Consider the following 15,447-nt stretch of genomic DNA (forward strand, 5'->3'; position numbering starts at 1 on the left):
TCCGGCGCCATCGGTGTCGGAGCCGCCGCCTACCTGTCGTACCCCCGGAGCCGCCGCAGCTTCGAAGGAGGAACGATGGACGCCCTGCGGTGGCTCATAGAAATCTTCAACGCGTACCTGCCCGTCGGCGGAGGCGGCCTGCTGGTCCGAGAGGTCGTCGGCAACGCGTTCGGCCTGGCCAGCGCCCTCGGCGGCATGCGCCGCAAGATCTGGGCCTGGCCCGTCGGAATCATCGGCAACGCGCTGCTGCTCACGGTCTTCCTGGGCAGCATCTTCGGCGACGACGGGAGCGCGAACCTGCTCGGCCAGGCCGGACGCCAGGTCATGTTCATCGCCGTCGCGGTCTACGGCTGGCGCCAGTGGCGCGCCGCCCGAGCCGAGCAGGCCGGGCACGACGACGGCTCCGCCGCCGGCCACGCCGTCACGCCGCGCTGGGCCACCGGTCCGCAGCGGCTCGGCCTCGCGGCCGCGCTGATCGTCGGCACCGTCGCGCTCACCCCGGTCTTCACCGCCCTCGGCTCCTACGAACCCGTCTGGGCCGACGCCTGGACGTTCGTCGGCTCGCTGCTGGCGACCTACGGCATGGCCAAGGGGTGGGTCGAATTCTGGCTCGTCTGGGTCGCCGTCGACATCGTCGGGGTGCCCCTGCTGTTCTCGGCCGGCTACTACGCCACGGCCTTCATGTACCTGTTCTACGGCGTGTTCACGCTGGTCGGGTTCTTCGTGTGGTGGCGGGCCAAGGTGCAGGAGAAGCCCCGGGTCGAGACGCGCCTGCCCGACCCGCGCGTGCAGCAGGCCGGCTCCCGCGAATCCGCGGCAGCTGCGGAGCGGGGGACCGAATGACCGGCAACCACCAGCTCCCCTTCGACCTGAAGGACATCGGCGGGCGCGCGATCGCGGCCGCCCGGCTCGGCACCCGCGGCGCCAACCCGATCGTGGGCGCCGTCGTCGTCGACGTGGCCGGGCGCCTGCTCGCCGTCGGCCACCACCGGGGCGCCGGCACCGCGCACGCGGAAGCCGATGCGCTCAACCAGCTCCGGGCCGACCTCGACTCCGGCCGGATCGACGCCTTGCCCGGCAACGGGCCGGCCGAGTGGACGATGGTCGTCACCCTCGAACCCTGCAACCACAGCGGCCGGACGGGCCCCTGCTCGCACGCGATCCGCGACGCCGGCATCGGGACCGTGGTGTACGGCGCCTCCGACACCACGCGGGAGGCCGCGGGAGGCGCCGCGTGGCTCGCCGCCCACGGGTGCCGGGTCATCGCCGGCGAGGACATCGACCCCCGGTGGGCCGGGGCCGCGCGGGCCGCGAACCACCGGTGGTTCGCCGCGCGGGCGTCGTCCCGCCCCTTCACCACGCTGCACCTGGCGCAGACACTCGACGGGCGGATCGCCGCCGCCGACGGCACGAGCCAGTGGATCACCGGTCCCGCGTCGCGGCATCACAGCCACCGGGTGCGTGCCCGCGCCGACGCCATCGTGGTCGGGACGGGGACCGTCCTCGCCGACGACCCGCGGCTGACGGCGCGGTTCGCGGACGGGACGGACGCGCCCCGCCAGCCGCTGCGGGTCGCGATGGGCCACCGCGACGTCCCGGCCGGCGCGGCCATGATCGGCGACGGGCACTTCCACCACGTCCGCACGCGCCATCCGAGCGAGGCGCTCGCGGAGCTCGGCTCGCTGGGCATCGCCCACGTGATGATCGAGGGCGGGGCGTCCATCGCCAGCGCGTTCCTCGCCGCGGACCTCGTCGACGAGATCTGGCTGTACCAGGCGCCCCTGATGCTGGGGGCCGGCCGCGCCGCCGTCGTCGACCTGGGCATCGAGTCCCTCGCCGACGCCAAGCGGTTCGAATACGACGACGTCGGCGACGGTGCGGTCCAGCGGTGCGGCGACGACGTCGTCCTCCACCTCAGCCCGGCCCCTGCGGCCTGAGCCCTCCGACTCCACACTTCACGCGCCTGTCACCGGGCCTCTGAACCAGCTAAGGACAACCATGTTTACCGGAATCATCAGCGGCAAGGGCCGCGTCGAATCAGTCGTCGCGCAGCCCGGCACCGGAACCGTCGTGCTGACCCTCGACGCCCCCGGCCACGTCGAGGACCTGGGGCTCGGCGGGTCGATCTCCGTCAACGGCGTCTGCCTGACCGCGACCGCGATCAACGGCGACTCCCTGGACCTCGACGTCATCGGCGAGACGCTGGACCTGACCACGACCGGCACCCTCGCCGTCGGCGACGAGGTCAACCTGGAGCGCTGCCTGCCCGCCCACGGGCGGCTCGACGGCCACATCGTGCAGGGGCACGTCGACGGCGTGGGCCGCCTGCTCGAGCGCGAAGACGAAGGGGAGTGGGAGCGCCTGCGCTACTCGGTCCCGACCCCTCTGAGTCGCTACGTCGCCCGCAAGGGCTCCATCGCGATCGACGGCGTGTCGCTGACCGTCACGGCCGTGTCCGAGCCGGCCGAGGACGAGCAGTGGTTCGAGGTCGGCCTCATCCCGATGACCCTGCGCGAGACGGTCCTGGGCGACCGCGCCATCGGGGACCGCGTCAACCTCGAGGTCGACGTCATCGCCAAGTACGCCGAGCGGCTGACCGCGTTCGCGCGACTGACGGGAGGCGACGCGTGAGCGGCATCGAACTGGACGGCATCGAGGCGGCCGTCGCGGCGATCGCCGCCGGGCGGCCCGTGGTCGTCGTCGACGACGCAGACCGGGAGAACGAGGGCGACATCGTCTTCGCGGCCGAATTCGCCACCGCCGAGCTCATGGGCTGGACGGTCCGCTACAGCTCCGGCGTCGTCTGCGCGCCGCTCGCCGGCGACCGCGCCGACGCGCTGGGCCTGCCGCCCATGGTGGAGGTCAACGAGGACGCCAAGGGCACCGCCTACACCGTCTCCTGCGACGCGGCCGCGGGCGTGAGCACGGGCATCAGCGGCGCCGACCGCGCCCTGACCGCCCGGCTGCTCGCCGACACGGCGGCCACGGCCGGCGACTTCACCCGCCCGGGGCACCTCTTCCCGCTGCGCGCCGCCGACGGCGGCGTCCTCGCCCGCCGCGGGCACACCGAGGCGTCCGTGGACCTGTGCCGGCTCGCCGGCCTGCAGCCTGCGGGCGTCATCGCCGAGGTCGTGCACGACGACGGCACGATGATGCGGCTGCCCGCCCTCCGGGAGTTCGCCGATGCGTGGGGCGTCCCCCTGGTGAGCATCGAGGGCCTGGCCGCCCACCTTGCACGGGCGGGCGCCGTCGTCCCCGAAGCGCCGGAGGCGGCCCCGCCCGGCGCGCCGGGGGAGGAGGTCGTCTCGGCCGGGCCTGCCGTCGAGGTGCCGACCCCGCATGGGACGTTCACGGTGCGGGTCTGGTCCGACCACGCCACCGGCGACGAGCACCTCACGCTCTCGCACCCCGGCACCGGCCCGGCCGGCGGGCACGAGCCGCTGGTGCGCCTGCATTCCGAGTGCCTGACCGGGGACGTGTTCGGCTCCTACCGCTGCGACTGCGGCGAACAACTGGACACCGCGCTCGGACGGGTCGCGGCCGAGGGAGGAACGGTCGTGTACCTGCGCGGTCACGAGGGCCGCGGCATCGGGCTCGCGAACAAGATCCGGGCCTACGCCCTCCAGGACGGCGGCGCCGATACCGTGGAGGCCAACGAGCAGCTGGGGCTCCCCGTCGACGGGCGCAACTACGACGCGGCTGTCGGCATCCTCTGCTCCCTCGGGCTGACCAGGATCCGCCTGCTGACCAACAACCCGGTCAAGACGAGCTGGCTGCACCAGGCGGGGATCGACGTCGTCGAGACGGTCCGCGCGCTCATCCCCGCCCGCCCCGAGAACACGCGCTATCTGAAGACCAAGCGCGAGCGGATGGACCACAGCTTCGACACGACCACGTTCGACATCTAGCCCGGCCCCGCACGGGCCGCCGGACACCACAGGAGAAGAGGAAGACCATGGCAGGACACGGAGCGCCGCAGACCGGCGCGGAGGAACTCGCGGCGTCGGCCGGACTCAAGGTCGCGATCATCGCGGCGCGCTGGCACACGCAGATCATGGACGGCCTCGTCGCCGGCGCGGAGCGCGCCGTCGCCGACGCGTCCGCCGAGGCGACGATCGTGCGGGTGCCGGGCACCTTCGAGCTGCCCGTCGCGGCCGCGCGCCTGGCCCCGCAGTACGACGCCGTCGTCGCTCTCGGCGTCGTGATCCGCGGCGGCACGCCGCACTTCGACTACGTCTGCCAGGGGGCCACCGCCGGGCTGACCGATGTCTCCGTGCGGACCGGCGTCCCCGTCGGTTTCGGCGTGCTCACCTGCGACGACGAGCAGCAGGCCCTGGACCGGGCCGGGCTCCAAGGCTCGAAGGAGGACAAGGGGTACGAGGCGACCGCGGCGGCGCTGCAGACAGCGGCCGTGCTCGCCGCGAGCTGACCGGCCGCCCCGGCCGGCGGACCCGCCGTACCCGGAGCGCGGGGTGCGGCGGGTCTTGTCGTTCGTCACATACGTCGGCGCGGTGCCCGGGCGTTCGGACGGAACCGTTAGGGTTGAGGGGTGAAAACCTTTGACACCCTCTTCGCCGAACTGGCCGACAAAGCGGAGCAGCGCCCGGAGGGCTCCCGCACTGTGACCGAGCTGGATTCGGGTGTCCACGGCATCGGGAAGAAGATCGTGGAAGAGGCGGCCGAGGTCTGGATGGCCGCCGAGTACGAATCCGATGCCGAAGCGGCCGAGGAGATCTCGCAGCTGCTCTACCACCTCCAGGTCCTGATGCTGGCCAAGGGTCTGTCGCTGGAGGACGTGTACAAGCATTTGTAGCCGCCGGCCGGTTTCGGCCCGGCGGCTCGTTGCCTGAAAACATCGTCCGTTCACCAGAGACCACACCGAAGGATCTACAACATGTTGCGAGTAGCAGTCCCCAACAAGGGCGCCCTGTCCGACGCCGCCACCTCCATGCTCACCGAGGCCGGCTACCTCCAGCGCCGCGACAAGCGCGAGCTGGCGATCGTCGACGCCGAGAACGACATCGAATTCTTCTACCTCCGGCCCCGTGACATCGCCGTCTACGTCGGCCGCGGCATCCTCGACGTCGGCATCACCGGGCGCGACCTGTTCCTCGACGCGGAGGTCGACTCCGACGCCGCAGAGGTCCTGCCCCTGGGCCTCGGCGCCTCGACCTTCCGTTTCGCCGGCCCCGTGGGGCACTTCACCTCCGAGTCGGAGCTCGACGGCAAGCGTATCGCCACCAGCTACGACGGCCTGCTGCGCGGCTACCTCGCCGACCGCGGGATCGACGCCGAGGTCGTGCGGCTCGACGGTGCCGTCGAGTCCTCGGTGCGCCTCGGTGTGGCGGACGCCATCGCCGACGTCGTCGAGACCGGCAACACGCTCAAGGCGGCCGGCATGGAGACGTTCGGCGAGCCGATCCTGGCCTCGGAGGCCGTGCTGATCGGACGCGCAGGGGAGAAGCCGGCGGGCATCGAGGTGCTCAAGCGCCGCCTGAACAGCGTGCTCGTCGCCAGCCGCTACGTCATGCTCGACTACGACATCACCCGCGACCTCGTCGAGCAGGCCTGCGCCCTGACGCCGGGGCTCGAGTCCCCGACGGTCTCGCCGCTGCGGGACTCGGACTGGGTGGCCGTGCGGTCCATGGTCAAGAAGAGCCAGACCAACTCGATGATGGACGAGCTCTACGATCTGGGCGCACGCGCGATTCTGGTCAGCCAGATCCACGCCTGCCGCATCTAGGGGAGAACGAACCATGAGCGTTGCCATCCGAGTGATCCCGTGCCTCGACGTCGACGCCGGCCGGGTCGTCAAGGGCGTCAACTTCGAGGGCCTGCGCGATGCCGGGGACCCCGTCGAGCTGGCCAAGCGCTACAACGCGGCCGGGGCCGACGAACTGACCTTCCTCGACGTCACCGCGTCCTCGAGCGACCGCGAGACGACGTTCGACGTCGTCGGGCAGACCGCCGAGGAGGTCTTCATCCCGTTGACGGTGGGCGGCGGAGTCCGGACGGCCGACGACGTCGACCGTCTCCTGCGCTCCGGCGCGGACAAGGCCTCGATCAACACGGCGGCGGTGAACCGGCCCGAGGTAATCAGCGAGATCACGGACCGGTTCGGATCCCAGGTGCTCGTGCTGTCGCTCGATGCCCGCCGCACCGACGATCCGCAGGTCGAATCCGGCTACGAGGTGACCACGCACGGCGGTCGCACGGGGACGGGGATCGACGCCGTCGCCTGGGCCGCCGAGGCGGCCGGGCGCGGCGTCGGCGAGATCCTGCTGAACTCGATCGACGCCGACGGGACCAAGGCGGGGTTCGACCTCGAGATGATCCGCGCCGTGCGCGCCGCGGTCGACGTGCCGCTCATCGCCTCCGGGGGCGCCGGGGGGCCGGCGCACTTCCCGCCGGCGATCGAGGCCGGCGCGGACGCCGTGCTGGCGGCGTCGATCTTCCACTTCGGTCCGGTCGACATGATCGCCCAGGTGAAGCAGGCCATCCGGGAGGCCGGTTTCCCTGTTCGCTGATCCCCGCCTCCTCAACGTCCTCATGGACGCCGGCTGGCCGGCCGTCGAACGCGGCGAGATCGCCGGCTGGCGGCTGCGCTTCTCGGGCGGCGTGACGCAGCGGGCGAACTCGGTCCTCCCGGTGCGTGCGCCGGCGGACGTGCCGGGCGCCATCACGGAGGTCGAGGAGCGGAACTCCGCCCGGTGGATCAACACGGCCTTCCAGATCACGGCGGTCGCCCAGCCGGAGGAGCTGGACGCCCTGCTGGCCGACCGCGGCTACACCGTGGGCTCGCCGACGCTCGTCCAGATCCTGCACGGCAGCGAGCTCTCGGACGTGGACGTGGTCGCCCACCCGGATTCCGGGATCGATGTGGCGGGGGAACCGGACCAGGAGTGGCTCGAGCTGTTCTGGTCGCAGGAGGGACCGGAGGGCCCCGAGGACCGGCGCGTCTCAAAGTTCATTCTGACGGGCGTGGACGCGCTCTACTTCTCCCTGCGGGTCGACGGCCGGACCGAGGCCATCGCCCGGCTGGCGCTCGTCACGCAGGAGGACGAGGGCGAGCAGGGGAGATTCGGCGGCATCTACTGCGTCGTCACCCGGCCCGAGGCGCGCCGCAACGGCTACTCGCGCCGGATCATGCGGGCCGTGCTGCGCACCGCCTCGCTCGAATCGTTGACCGGGCTGTGGCTGCAGGTGCGCGAGTCGAACACCGCCGCGATCCAGCTCTACAACGAGCTGGGCTTCACCACCGCGTCGTCGTACTACTACCGGACCCTGCGCGCCGGGCGCTGAACGGGCGCGGTCAGCGGCTGACGGAGACGTCCGACAGCAGCGCGACGGCGTCGTCGGTCCCCTCGAAGGTGACCAGGGCGTGGTCGCGCCGCCCGGAGCCGTGCATCAGCAGTTCCGACGGCTCGCCCGTGATGGCGACGGAGGTGTTGGCCTTCTTGGCGACGTGGCGCTTGCCGTCGGGCCGGACCAGGATGACGCCGACGTCGACGCCGCGGTACAGCAGCGACGAGACGCGCGTGAGCGCGGACCAGAGCCGTTCGGAGTACTCCCGGTCCAGCACGCGCGGCGCCCAGCGTTCGTGGGCGCGTCGGATGTCCTCGGTGTGCACGAAGAACTCGGTGAGATTCGCCGCACGTTCCACGCGGCCGATGGCGAACGGCGAGAAGCTGCCGGGACCGGCGGCGAAGCGTTCGACCAGCCGCTGGTAGCCCGGGATGCTGCGGGCCTCGTCCGCCCATTTGTCGAGCAGGCGCATCATCGGCTTCTCCAGCGGTCCTCCGGCGATGCCGGCGGCGAGCGCGTGGTGCTCGCGTAGAACCAGGTGCGCCGCGAGGTGGCGGCATTCCCATCCATCGCACAGCGTTTCAGCCGAGGGGCCTGCTGCGAGCAGGGTCTCGGCGAGCATTTCGCGTGACGGTGGAACGAATCTCATCAACTCGAAAGTAACACGACCGGCAGGCCGTGTCCGGGTACGCGGTGCCGTATCTCGTAACGTTTCGACGGACTGCGAGGTGGGACCCCGAAGGACCTCCCGTCGGGGCGTGTCGCGGGTCGTGTCGACACGACCCGGAGGGTCACCTGGTGGGGCATCGGGCCGCCGGAGCACTAGACTGGCAGGCGATGTCCGCGAACCCTGAAATCCCCGCTGAAAAGACCGCCGGCCGCATTGTCGGGAATCTCGATCCCGACCTCGCAGCGCGCCTGAAGAAGGACGGCGACGGCCTCGTCGCCGCCGTCGTGCAGCAGCACGACACCCGCGAGGTCCTCATGCTCGGCTGGATGGACGAGGAGGCCCTGCACCGGACTCTGACGACCGGCCGCGTGACCTTCTGGTCCCGATCCCGCGCCGAGTACTGGCGCAAGGGCGACACCTCCGGTCACACCCAGACCGTCAAGGGCGTCAGCCTCGACTGCGACGGCGACGCGCTGCTCGTGATGGTCGAGCAGATCGGCCCGGCCTGCCACACCGGTACCCCCACCTGCTTCACGGGCCGCGAGCTCGAGGCTGTCGTGGGCGACGACGAGCGGGAAGGGGAGTAGGGCATGAGCGGAAACGTCCGCGGGCTCGGCGTGATCAGCCCGAGCAAAGAGGAGTTCCGGGATCTGGCCTCCGGCCGGCGCGTCATCCCCGTGACGCTGAAGGTCCTGGCCGACAGCCTGACGCCGATCTCGATCTACGAGCGGCTGGCCGGCGGCCGGCCCGGCACGTTCCTGATGGAGTCGGCGGCGGCCGGCGGCGTCTGGAGCCGGCACTCGTTCATCGGGGTGCGCTCGCCCGCCACCCTGACCGCCCGCGACGGCGCCGCGCACTGGACGGGCGACGTGCCCGTCGGCCTGCCCTCCGACGGGCTCGCCGTCGACGTCCTGCGGGACACGGTCGCGGCCCTGCGCACCGAGCCCCTGCCGGGCATGCCCCCGCTGACCAGCGGCATGGTGGGGTTCGTCGGCTGGGACTGCGTCCGCCACTGGGAGAAGCTGCCCGACCCGCCCGTCGACGACCTGCACCTGCCGGAGCTGGCGATGAACCTCGTCGGCGACATGGCCGTGCACGACAACACCGACAGCACCGTCACGCTGATCGCCAATGCGATCAACCACAACGGCGCGGACACCGGCGTCGACGAGGCGTACGACGCCGCCGTCGAGCGGCTCCAGGCCATGCTCGCGGCACTGAACGGTCCCGTCGCCACGACGACCTCGACGTTCTCCGGCGCCGACGTCGACGCCGGCGAGCTGATGCGCGCCGTCACCCACAGCTGGGACGAGGACTCGTACCGCCAGGCCATCCTGCGCGGCAAGGAGGCGATCGTCGACGGCGAAGTCTTCCAGGTTGTCGTCTCGCGCCGGTTCGAACTCGCCACCGAGGCGGACCCCCTGGACGTCTACCGCGTCCTGCGCACGACCAACCCGAGCCCGTACATGTACCTGTACACGATGGCGGACGACGACGGCGGCACCTACTCGATCGTGGGCTCCTCCCCGGAGGCGCTGGTGACGGTCGACGACCGCGACGTCGTCACCCACCCGATCGCCGGGTCCCGCCCCCGCGGGGCCACCCACGAGGACGACGCCCTGATGGAGAAGGACCTCCTGGCGGACGAGAAGGAGCGGGCCGAGCACCTGATGCTCGTGGACCTCTCGCGCAACGACCTCTCGAAGGTCTGCGACGCCGGAACCGTCGACGTCACGCAGTTCATGGAGGTCGAGCGCTTCAGCCACATCATGCACCTGGTGAGCAACGTGGTCGGCCACCTGCGCGACGACGCCACGGCCTACGACGTGCTGGCCGCGACCTTCCCCGCCGGGACGCTCTCGGGGGCGCCGAAGCCGCGCGCCCTGCAGTTGCTCGACGAGTTCGAACCGCACCGGCGCGGCGTCTACGGCGGCGTCGTCGGCTACCTCGACTTCGCGGGCGACATGGACATGGCGATCGCCATCCGCTCGGCCCTGATCAAGGGCGGGACGGCCTACGTCCAGGCCGGCGGCGGCATCGTCAACGACTCCGACCTCGACGCCGAGGCCCTGGAGACGGTCAACAAGTCCGCCGCGCCGCTGAGGGCCGTCTGGGCGGCCGGGACGATGGCCGGGCACCGGGCCGCCGGCACCGGCGGGGAGGGGGCGTGATGTCGCGGAGAGCGGCCGTCTTCACGGGGCTGGCCGGCGCGCTGCTGGCCCTGCTGACCGTGACCCGGACCTGGATCACGGTCACCCCGGCGGAGTCCGCGATCGTGCAGAGCACCGTCGTCGTCCCGGGATCGGATGCTGCGACCAGCGTCTCGGCGCTGGCGATCGTGGCGCTGGCCGCGAGCATCAGCCTGTCGATCGCCGGGCGCATCGCCCGGTACATCATCGCCGCCCTGCTCGTGGCGGCCGGCACCGGGGTCGGTTTCGCCGCGGCGTCGGTCCTCGGGGACCCCGAGTCCGCCGCCGCGGGTCTGGTCGGCGAGGCCGCCGGGACCGCGCAGATCCTCGCCGACTACGAGACCTCGGCCTGGCCGGTCGTCGGGATCGCCGCCGGCGTCTGGATCGTCGTCGCTGGACTGCTCGTCGCCGTCAGCGCGCGCCGCTGGGCGGACAGCCGCAAGTACGCCGCTGCGGGGGAGCAGCCCGCGGCTCCGGAGGCCGCGGCCGACGACGACTCGCGCGTCGACGAGATCGACGGGTGGGACCGGCTCTCGCGCGGCGAGGACCCCACCCGCTGAGCGCGCGCGGCCGGACGCGCGAGAGGTCACCGAGGACGCAAAGCACGTCGATCAGTGGCAGAATGGATGTAGTTCTACAAAGGGGCGAAATCCCCGCCCGCACCCACAAGGAGTCAAACGATCATGGCTAACGCCACTACTCAGACAACACAAGCGATCGACCCGATGCACGCGGAGCAGCCGGGCCACGGCAACAGCGTCGCCGCCTGGTCGATGGTGGCCGTCATGCTCCTGGGCTTCGCCGTGGGCTGCGTCGGTTTCACGATCGCGAACATGATCGTCCTGTCCGTCGGCATCGTGATCATCCTCGCCGGCCTGATCCTCGGCTGGATCCTCAAGAAGGCCGGGTTCGGCGTCGGCGGCGCCAAGTCCAAGTCCTCGCACTGATCGTGAGCGTTCTCGACGACATCATCGCCGGCGTCCGTGAGGACCTCGAGGCGCGGCGCGCCCTCCTCGGCGACGACGAGATCGCGTCCCTCGCCGCCGCAGCTCCCGCGGCGCGGGATGCCTTCGCGGCGCTCGGCGGCGTGCGCGACGGGGACCCCGGGGCCGAACGCGATACCCGTCTGCGCGTGATCTCCGAGGTCAAGCGCAAGAGCCCGTCCAAGGGCGCCCTGGCGGACATCCCCGAGCCGTCCGAGCTCGCGCGCCAGTACGAGGAGGGCGGCGCCTCGGTGATCTCCGTCCTGACCGAGCAGCGCCGTTTCGGGGGATCGCTCGAGGACTTCGACGCCGTCCGCGCCGCCGTCGAGCTGCCCCTGCTGCGCAAGGACTTCACCGTCGAGGCCTACCAGATCCACGAGGCGCGCGCCCACGGCGCCGACCTGGTCCTCCTGATCGTCGCCGCACTGAGCGATGGGCAGCTCGCCGAGTTCCTCGCGTTGACGCGCGACCTCGGCATGGAGGCACTCGTCGAGGCGCACACGGAGGAGGAGATCGACCGGGCGGTGGCCGTCGGCGCGCGGATCATCGGCGTGAACGTGCGCAACCTGAAAACGCTCGAGGTCGACCGGGGCACCTTCGCCCGTCTGGCCGACCGCATTCCCGCAGACGCCGTGATCGTCGCCGAATCCGGCGTCCGCGGAGTCGAGGACGCCGTCGGATTCGCAGCGAAGGGCGCCGACGCGATCCTCGTGGGCGAGGCACTCGTGATAGACAACAGCCCGCAGCAGGCCATCGCTTCGTTCGTTGCCCAGGGCAGCGCCGCGAAGCCGGCCCGAGCCCGGGCCTGAAGCGCCCGGCGCAAGGAAGACAACATCCCACTCGCTGGATCCGGAAGGTAGGCACACCGTGAGCGATTCCGCGCACGTTCCCGCAGGAGACGACCCCGTCCGGGCATTCCTGAATGACAACTCGAGCCTCCGCGATGCGCCGGGCCCGTACTTCGGCGAGTTCGGCGGGCGGTGGATGCCCGAGTCGCTGATCGCCGCCCTCGACGAGCTCACGGAGACCTTCGAGACCGCGAAGAACGATCCCGGGTTCGTCGAGGAGGTCCGCGAGCTGAACCGGACGTACTCCGGCCGGCCGTCGCTGCTGACCGAGGCCAAGCGCTTCAGCCAGCACGCCGGCGGGGCGCGGGTCTTCCTCAAGCGCGAGGACCTGAACCACACCGGAAGCCACAAGATCAACAACGTCCTCGGCCAGGCGCTGCTGGCGAAGCGGATGGGCAAGACCCGCATCATCGCCGAGACCGGGGCCGGCCAGCACGGCGTCGCCTCCGCGACCGCCGCGGCGCTGCTGGGCCTGGAATGCGTCGTGTACATGGGCGCGGCGGACACGCGCCGGCAGGCGCTGAACGTCGCCCGCATGCGCCTGCTCGGGGCGGAGGTGATCCCGGTCGAGGCCGGATCCCAGACGCTCAAGGACGCGATCAACGAGGCGCTGCGCGACTGGGTCGCCAACGTCGACTCGACCCACTACCTGCTCGGCACCGCGGCGGGCGCGCACCCGTTCCCGGCCCTCGTGCGCTACTTCCACCAGGTCATCGGCGATGAGGCGCGCGAGCAGATCCTCGAGGAGACCGGGCGCCTGCCGGACGCCGTCTGCGCCTGCATCGGCGGCGGCTCGAACGCCATCGGCATCTTCCACGGCTTCCTCGACGACCGCGGGGTCGAGCTCTACGGCTTCGAGGCGGGCGGGGACGGCGTCGACACGCCGCGCCACGCGGCCACGATCACGCTGGGCCGCCCGGGCGTGCTGCACGGCGCCAAGAGCTACCTGATGCAGGACGAGGACGGGCAGACCATCGAGTCGCACTCGATCTCGGCCGGGCTCGACTACCCGGGGGTGGGCCCCGAGCACTCGTACCTGCACAGCATCGGCCGCGTCTCCTACGAGCCGATCACGGACGCGGAGGCCATGGAGGCCTTCGAGCTGCTGTGCCGCACCGAGGGGATCATCCCGGCGATCGAGTCCTCGCACGCCCTGGCCGGGGCCATGAAGGTCGGGCGCCGCAAGGTGGAGGCGGGCGCGGTCCCGGACGAGGTCGTCATCATCGCCAACCTCTCCGGCCGCGGTGACAAGGACGTCGGGACCGCCGCCGAATGGTTCAACTACCTCGACGCCGAAGGGCAGGGCGAATAATGACCACCGAATCGCCGACCAACCACGCCGTGCCGACCGGCAGCAAGGCCGCGGCAGCCATCGAGAAGGCGCGCGGCGAGGGCCGGCCCGCCCTCATCTGCTACCTGCCGGCCGGGTTCCCGGATGCGCAGACGACGATCGACGCCGCCGTCGCCATGGCCGACAACGGTGCCGACATCATCGAGCTGGGCATCCCGTACTCCGATCCGGTCATGGACGGGCACGTCATCCAGGCCGCCACGGTCCAGGCCCTCGCGGGCGGGTTCAAGGTCGCCCAGATCTTCGACATCGTCCGCGGCATCACCGAGCGCTGCGACGCCGCGGTCCTCGTGATGACCTACTGGAACCCGGTGCTGCGCCACGGCGTGGACGAGTTCTCCCGCAAGCTCGCCGAAGCCGGCGGCGCAGGCCTCATCACCCCCGACCTCATCCCGGACGAGGCCAGCGAATGGTTCGCCGCGTCGGACGAGCACGGACTGGACCGGGTGTTCCTGGTCGCCCCCAGCTCGACGCCGAAGCGGCTCACCGAGGCGGTGAGCGCAAGCCGCGGCTTCGTCTACTGCGTCTCGATCATGGGCGTCACCGGCGCCCGCACCTCGGTGGCGACGACCGCCGAGGGCGTCGTCGCGGCCGCGCATGCCGCCGGAGCCGGGCGGGCCTGTGTCGGACTCGGCGTCTCCAACCGCTCCCACATCGAGGAGATCGGCTCCTACGCCGACGGCGTCATCGTCGGCACGGCGCTCGTCGCGGCCCTGCGCGACGGCGGGGTCGAAGCCGTCGCCGAACTCACCGCACACCTCAGCGGCCGAAAGGACCAGCCCGCATGACACTTCCCACGTCGATCCCCAGCCCCCCGGCCGAATGGTCGAGCATCAGCCTGGGACCGTTGACCATCCACGCCTACGCACTGTGCATCCTGGCGGGGATCGTCGTGGCCATGTGGCTGACCAACCGGCGCTGGCGCGCCAAAGGCGGGCCCGAGGGTGTTGTCTGGGACATCTGCATCTGGGCGATCCCGTTCGGCATCATCGGCGGACGTCTGTACCACATCTTCTCCTCGCCGGACGCCTACTTCGGTCCCGGTTTCGACGGCACGGGCGACCTCAGCCTGACCTGGCAGATCTGGCGCGGCGGCCTCGGCATCTGGGGCGCCGTGGCCCTCGGCCTCATCGGCGCGTGGATCGCGTGCCGGCGCTACGGCGTCCGCCTGTCCTCGTTCGCGGACGCCGCCGCTCCGGGAGTCCTGCTCGCGCAGGCCATCGGCCGCCTGGGCAACTGGTTCAACCAGGAGCTCTTCGGCGGCCCCACCACGTTGCCGTGGGGACTGGAGATCGACGCCGACAGCCCGACGTTCCCGGCGGACATGGCCGCCGGCACCCTGTTCCACCCGACCTTCCTCTACGAACTCGTGTGGAACGTTCTCGGCGTCGTCCTCCTGCTGGCCCTTGACAAGAAGTTCAAGTTCCGTCGCGGCGCCATGATGTGGCTGTACATCTTCGTCTACACCCTCGGCCGGGTCTGGATCGAGATGCTGCGCATCGACGACGCGGAACTGATCACGTTCTTCGGCATGACGCAGCGGCTGAACGTCTGGACAAGCGTCCTCCTCCTGGTCGTCGCGGCTGTCGCCTTCACCGTGACGGTCATCACGTCGCGCGGCCGGCCGGACCCGGGGGTCTATCTTCCAGGGCGCCGCGACGAGGCCGGCGTGTCCGCGGCCGCGGCGTCGGATGCTGGCGCTAAAGGCAGCCTGACCAGCGACAACGGGAGCGCGGCTGAGGTCCCGCCGGCCGCCTCAGGGACGTCGGGGAGCCCGGATTCCGCGGAAGAAGCCGAACATGATGGCGGAAATCGCAACGGGACGGCAACCGGAGCGTAAAAATTCCGCCTTCTCTGTGGCGGGTGGCCGGGGCAGTGCTAATCTCACCGTACTTGTGTGATGTGGTCGCGGCCCGACAAGAGCCGTGACCCACGCAGATCCACCGGCCCGCGGGAGGACTAAGCTCCCGCGACGAACCGGTGCCACGACGAAGTGGTTCTCCGAACCCCTGGAGAGATGTTCTCGAGTCCGGCCGCAGGCCGGACTCTCATCCCAAGTCGTGCTACGCATTGGTAGCTGCCCGTTCACCCACCGGGGCCA

At 71.3% G+C, this 15,447-nt stretch carries 18 protein-coding genes; 17 read left to right on the forward strand and 1 reads right to left on the reverse strand.

Annotated elements, in window-relative coordinates; translation table 11 throughout:
• The first annotated feature begins 75 nt into the window (after positions 1-75).
• From pnuC to IE069_RS02765, 9 genes are all read left to right on the forward strand, one after another.
• Positions 76-843: a nicotinamide riboside transporter PnuC gene (gene pnuC, locus IE069_RS02725; protein WP_189348581.1), complete on the forward strand. Its 768-nt coding sequence runs from the start codon at positions 76-78 to the stop codon at positions 841-843.
• The gene (ribD, locus tag IE069_RS02730) at positions 840-1,937 is read left to right on the forward strand and encodes a bifunctional diaminohydroxyphosphoribosylaminopyrimidine deaminase/5-amino-6-(5-phosphoribosylamino)uracil reductase RibD (RefSeq protein ID WP_189348582.1); all 1,098 of its coding nucleotides are present in this window, start codon (positions 840-842) and stop codon (positions 1,935-1,937) included. Before pnuC ends, ribD begins: the two co-directional genes overlap by 4 nt.
• 61 nt (positions 1,938-1,998) lie before the next feature.
• A complete protein-coding gene (locus tag IE069_RS02735; protein ID WP_189348583.1) occupies positions 1,999-2,631 on the forward strand; it encodes a riboflavin synthase in 633 nt (210 codons plus the stop codon).
• The gene (ribB, locus tag IE069_RS02740) at positions 2,628-3,908 is read left to right on the forward strand and encodes a 3,4-dihydroxy-2-butanone-4-phosphate synthase (RefSeq protein WP_189348584.1); all 1,281 of its coding nucleotides are present in this window, start codon (positions 2,628-2,630) and stop codon (positions 3,906-3,908) included. Before IE069_RS02735 ends, ribB begins: the two co-directional genes overlap by 4 nt.
• A 47-nt stretch (positions 3,909-3,955) precedes the next feature.
• Positions 3,956-4,429: a 6,7-dimethyl-8-ribityllumazine synthase gene (gene ribH / locus IE069_RS02745; protein WP_189348585.1), complete on the forward strand. Its 474-nt coding sequence runs from the start codon at positions 3,956-3,958 to the stop codon at positions 4,427-4,429.
• A gap of 120 nt (positions 4,430-4,549) precedes the next feature.
• Entirely contained in the window at positions 4,550-4,813 is a 264-nt protein-coding gene (locus IE069_RS02750) for a phosphoribosyl-ATP diphosphatase (protein ID WP_189348586.1), read from the forward strand.
• A gap of 81 nt (positions 4,814-4,894) precedes the next feature.
• The gene (gene hisG / locus IE069_RS02755; protein WP_189348587.1) at positions 4,895-5,743 is read left to right on the forward strand and encodes an ATP phosphoribosyltransferase; all 849 of its coding nucleotides are present in this window, start codon (positions 4,895-4,897) and stop codon (positions 5,741-5,743) included.
• Between the two features lie 13 nt (positions 5,744-5,756).
• A complete protein-coding gene (gene hisF, locus IE069_RS02760; RefSeq protein WP_189348588.1) occupies positions 5,757-6,527 on the forward strand; it encodes an imidazole glycerol phosphate synthase subunit HisF in 771 nt (256 codons plus the stop codon).
• A 22-nt stretch (positions 6,528-6,549) separates the two neighbouring features.
• Entirely contained in the window at positions 6,550-7,302 is a 753-nt protein-coding gene (locus IE069_RS02765; protein WP_189348589.1) for a GNAT family N-acetyltransferase, read from the forward strand.
• Positions 7,303-7,312: 10 nt separating this feature from the next.
• Here IE069_RS02765 and IE069_RS02770 read toward each other — a convergent pair whose 3' ends face one another.
• Entirely contained in the window at positions 7,313-7,954 is a 642-nt protein-coding gene (locus IE069_RS02770) for a TIGR03085 family metal-binding protein (RefSeq protein WP_189348590.1), read from the reverse strand.
• Positions 7,955-8,142: 188 nt separating this feature from the next.
• On the opposite strand from IE069_RS02770, the gene hisI reads away from it, so the two are divergent.
• The 8 genes from hisI (at position 8,143) to lgt (ending at position 15,186) form a co-directional block, all read left to right on the forward strand.
• Positions 8,143-8,562, forward strand: a complete 420-nt coding sequence (hisI, locus tag IE069_RS02775; RefSeq protein WP_189348591.1) for a phosphoribosyl-AMP cyclohydrolase — start codon at positions 8,143-8,145, stop codon at positions 8,560-8,562.
• A 3-nt stretch (positions 8,563-8,565) separates the two neighbouring features.
• Positions 8,566-10,146 (forward strand): anthranilate synthase component I, encoded by a 1,581-nt coding sequence (locus tag IE069_RS02780; protein ID WP_189348592.1) that lies wholly within the window; start codon positions 8,566-8,568, stop codon positions 10,144-10,146.
• Positions 10,146-10,724, forward strand: coding sequence for a Trp biosynthesis-associated membrane protein (locus IE069_RS02785; RefSeq protein ID WP_229790919.1), 579 nt, complete (start codon positions 10,146-10,148; stop codon positions 10,722-10,724). Before IE069_RS02780 ends, IE069_RS02785 begins: the two co-directional genes overlap by 1 nt.
• A 123-nt stretch (positions 10,725-10,847) precedes the next feature.
• Positions 10,848-11,111 (forward strand): HGxxPAAW family protein, encoded by a 264-nt coding sequence (locus IE069_RS02790; protein WP_189348594.1) that lies wholly within the window; start codon positions 10,848-10,850, stop codon positions 11,109-11,111.
• Between the two features lie 2 nt (positions 11,112-11,113).
• Entirely contained in the window at positions 11,114-11,956 is an 843-nt protein-coding gene (gene trpC, locus IE069_RS02795; RefSeq protein ID WP_189348595.1) for an indole-3-glycerol phosphate synthase TrpC, read from the forward strand.
• Positions 11,957-12,014: 58 nt separating this feature from the next.
• Positions 12,015-13,307, forward strand: a complete 1,293-nt coding sequence (gene trpB, locus IE069_RS02800) for a tryptophan synthase subunit beta (RefSeq protein ID WP_189348596.1) — start codon at positions 12,015-12,017, stop codon at positions 13,305-13,307.
• On the forward strand, positions 13,307-14,134 hold the full coding sequence (gene trpA, locus IE069_RS02805) for a tryptophan synthase subunit alpha (protein ID WP_189348597.1): 828 nt from the start codon (positions 13,307-13,309) through the stop codon (positions 14,132-14,134). Before trpB ends, trpA begins: the two co-directional genes overlap by 1 nt.
• Positions 14,131-15,186: a prolipoprotein diacylglyceryl transferase gene (gene lgt / locus IE069_RS02810; RefSeq protein ID WP_189348598.1), complete on the forward strand. Its 1,056-nt coding sequence runs from the start codon at positions 14,131-14,133 to the stop codon at positions 15,184-15,186. The genes trpA and lgt overlap by 4 nt, the downstream gene beginning before the upstream one ends.
• Positions 15,187-15,447 lie beyond the last annotated feature (261 nt).

This window comes from Zhihengliuella salsuginis (genome assembly GCF_014651715.1).
Lineage (GTDB): Bacteria > Actinomycetota > Actinomycetes > Actinomycetales > Micrococcaceae > Zhihengliuella > Zhihengliuella salsuginis.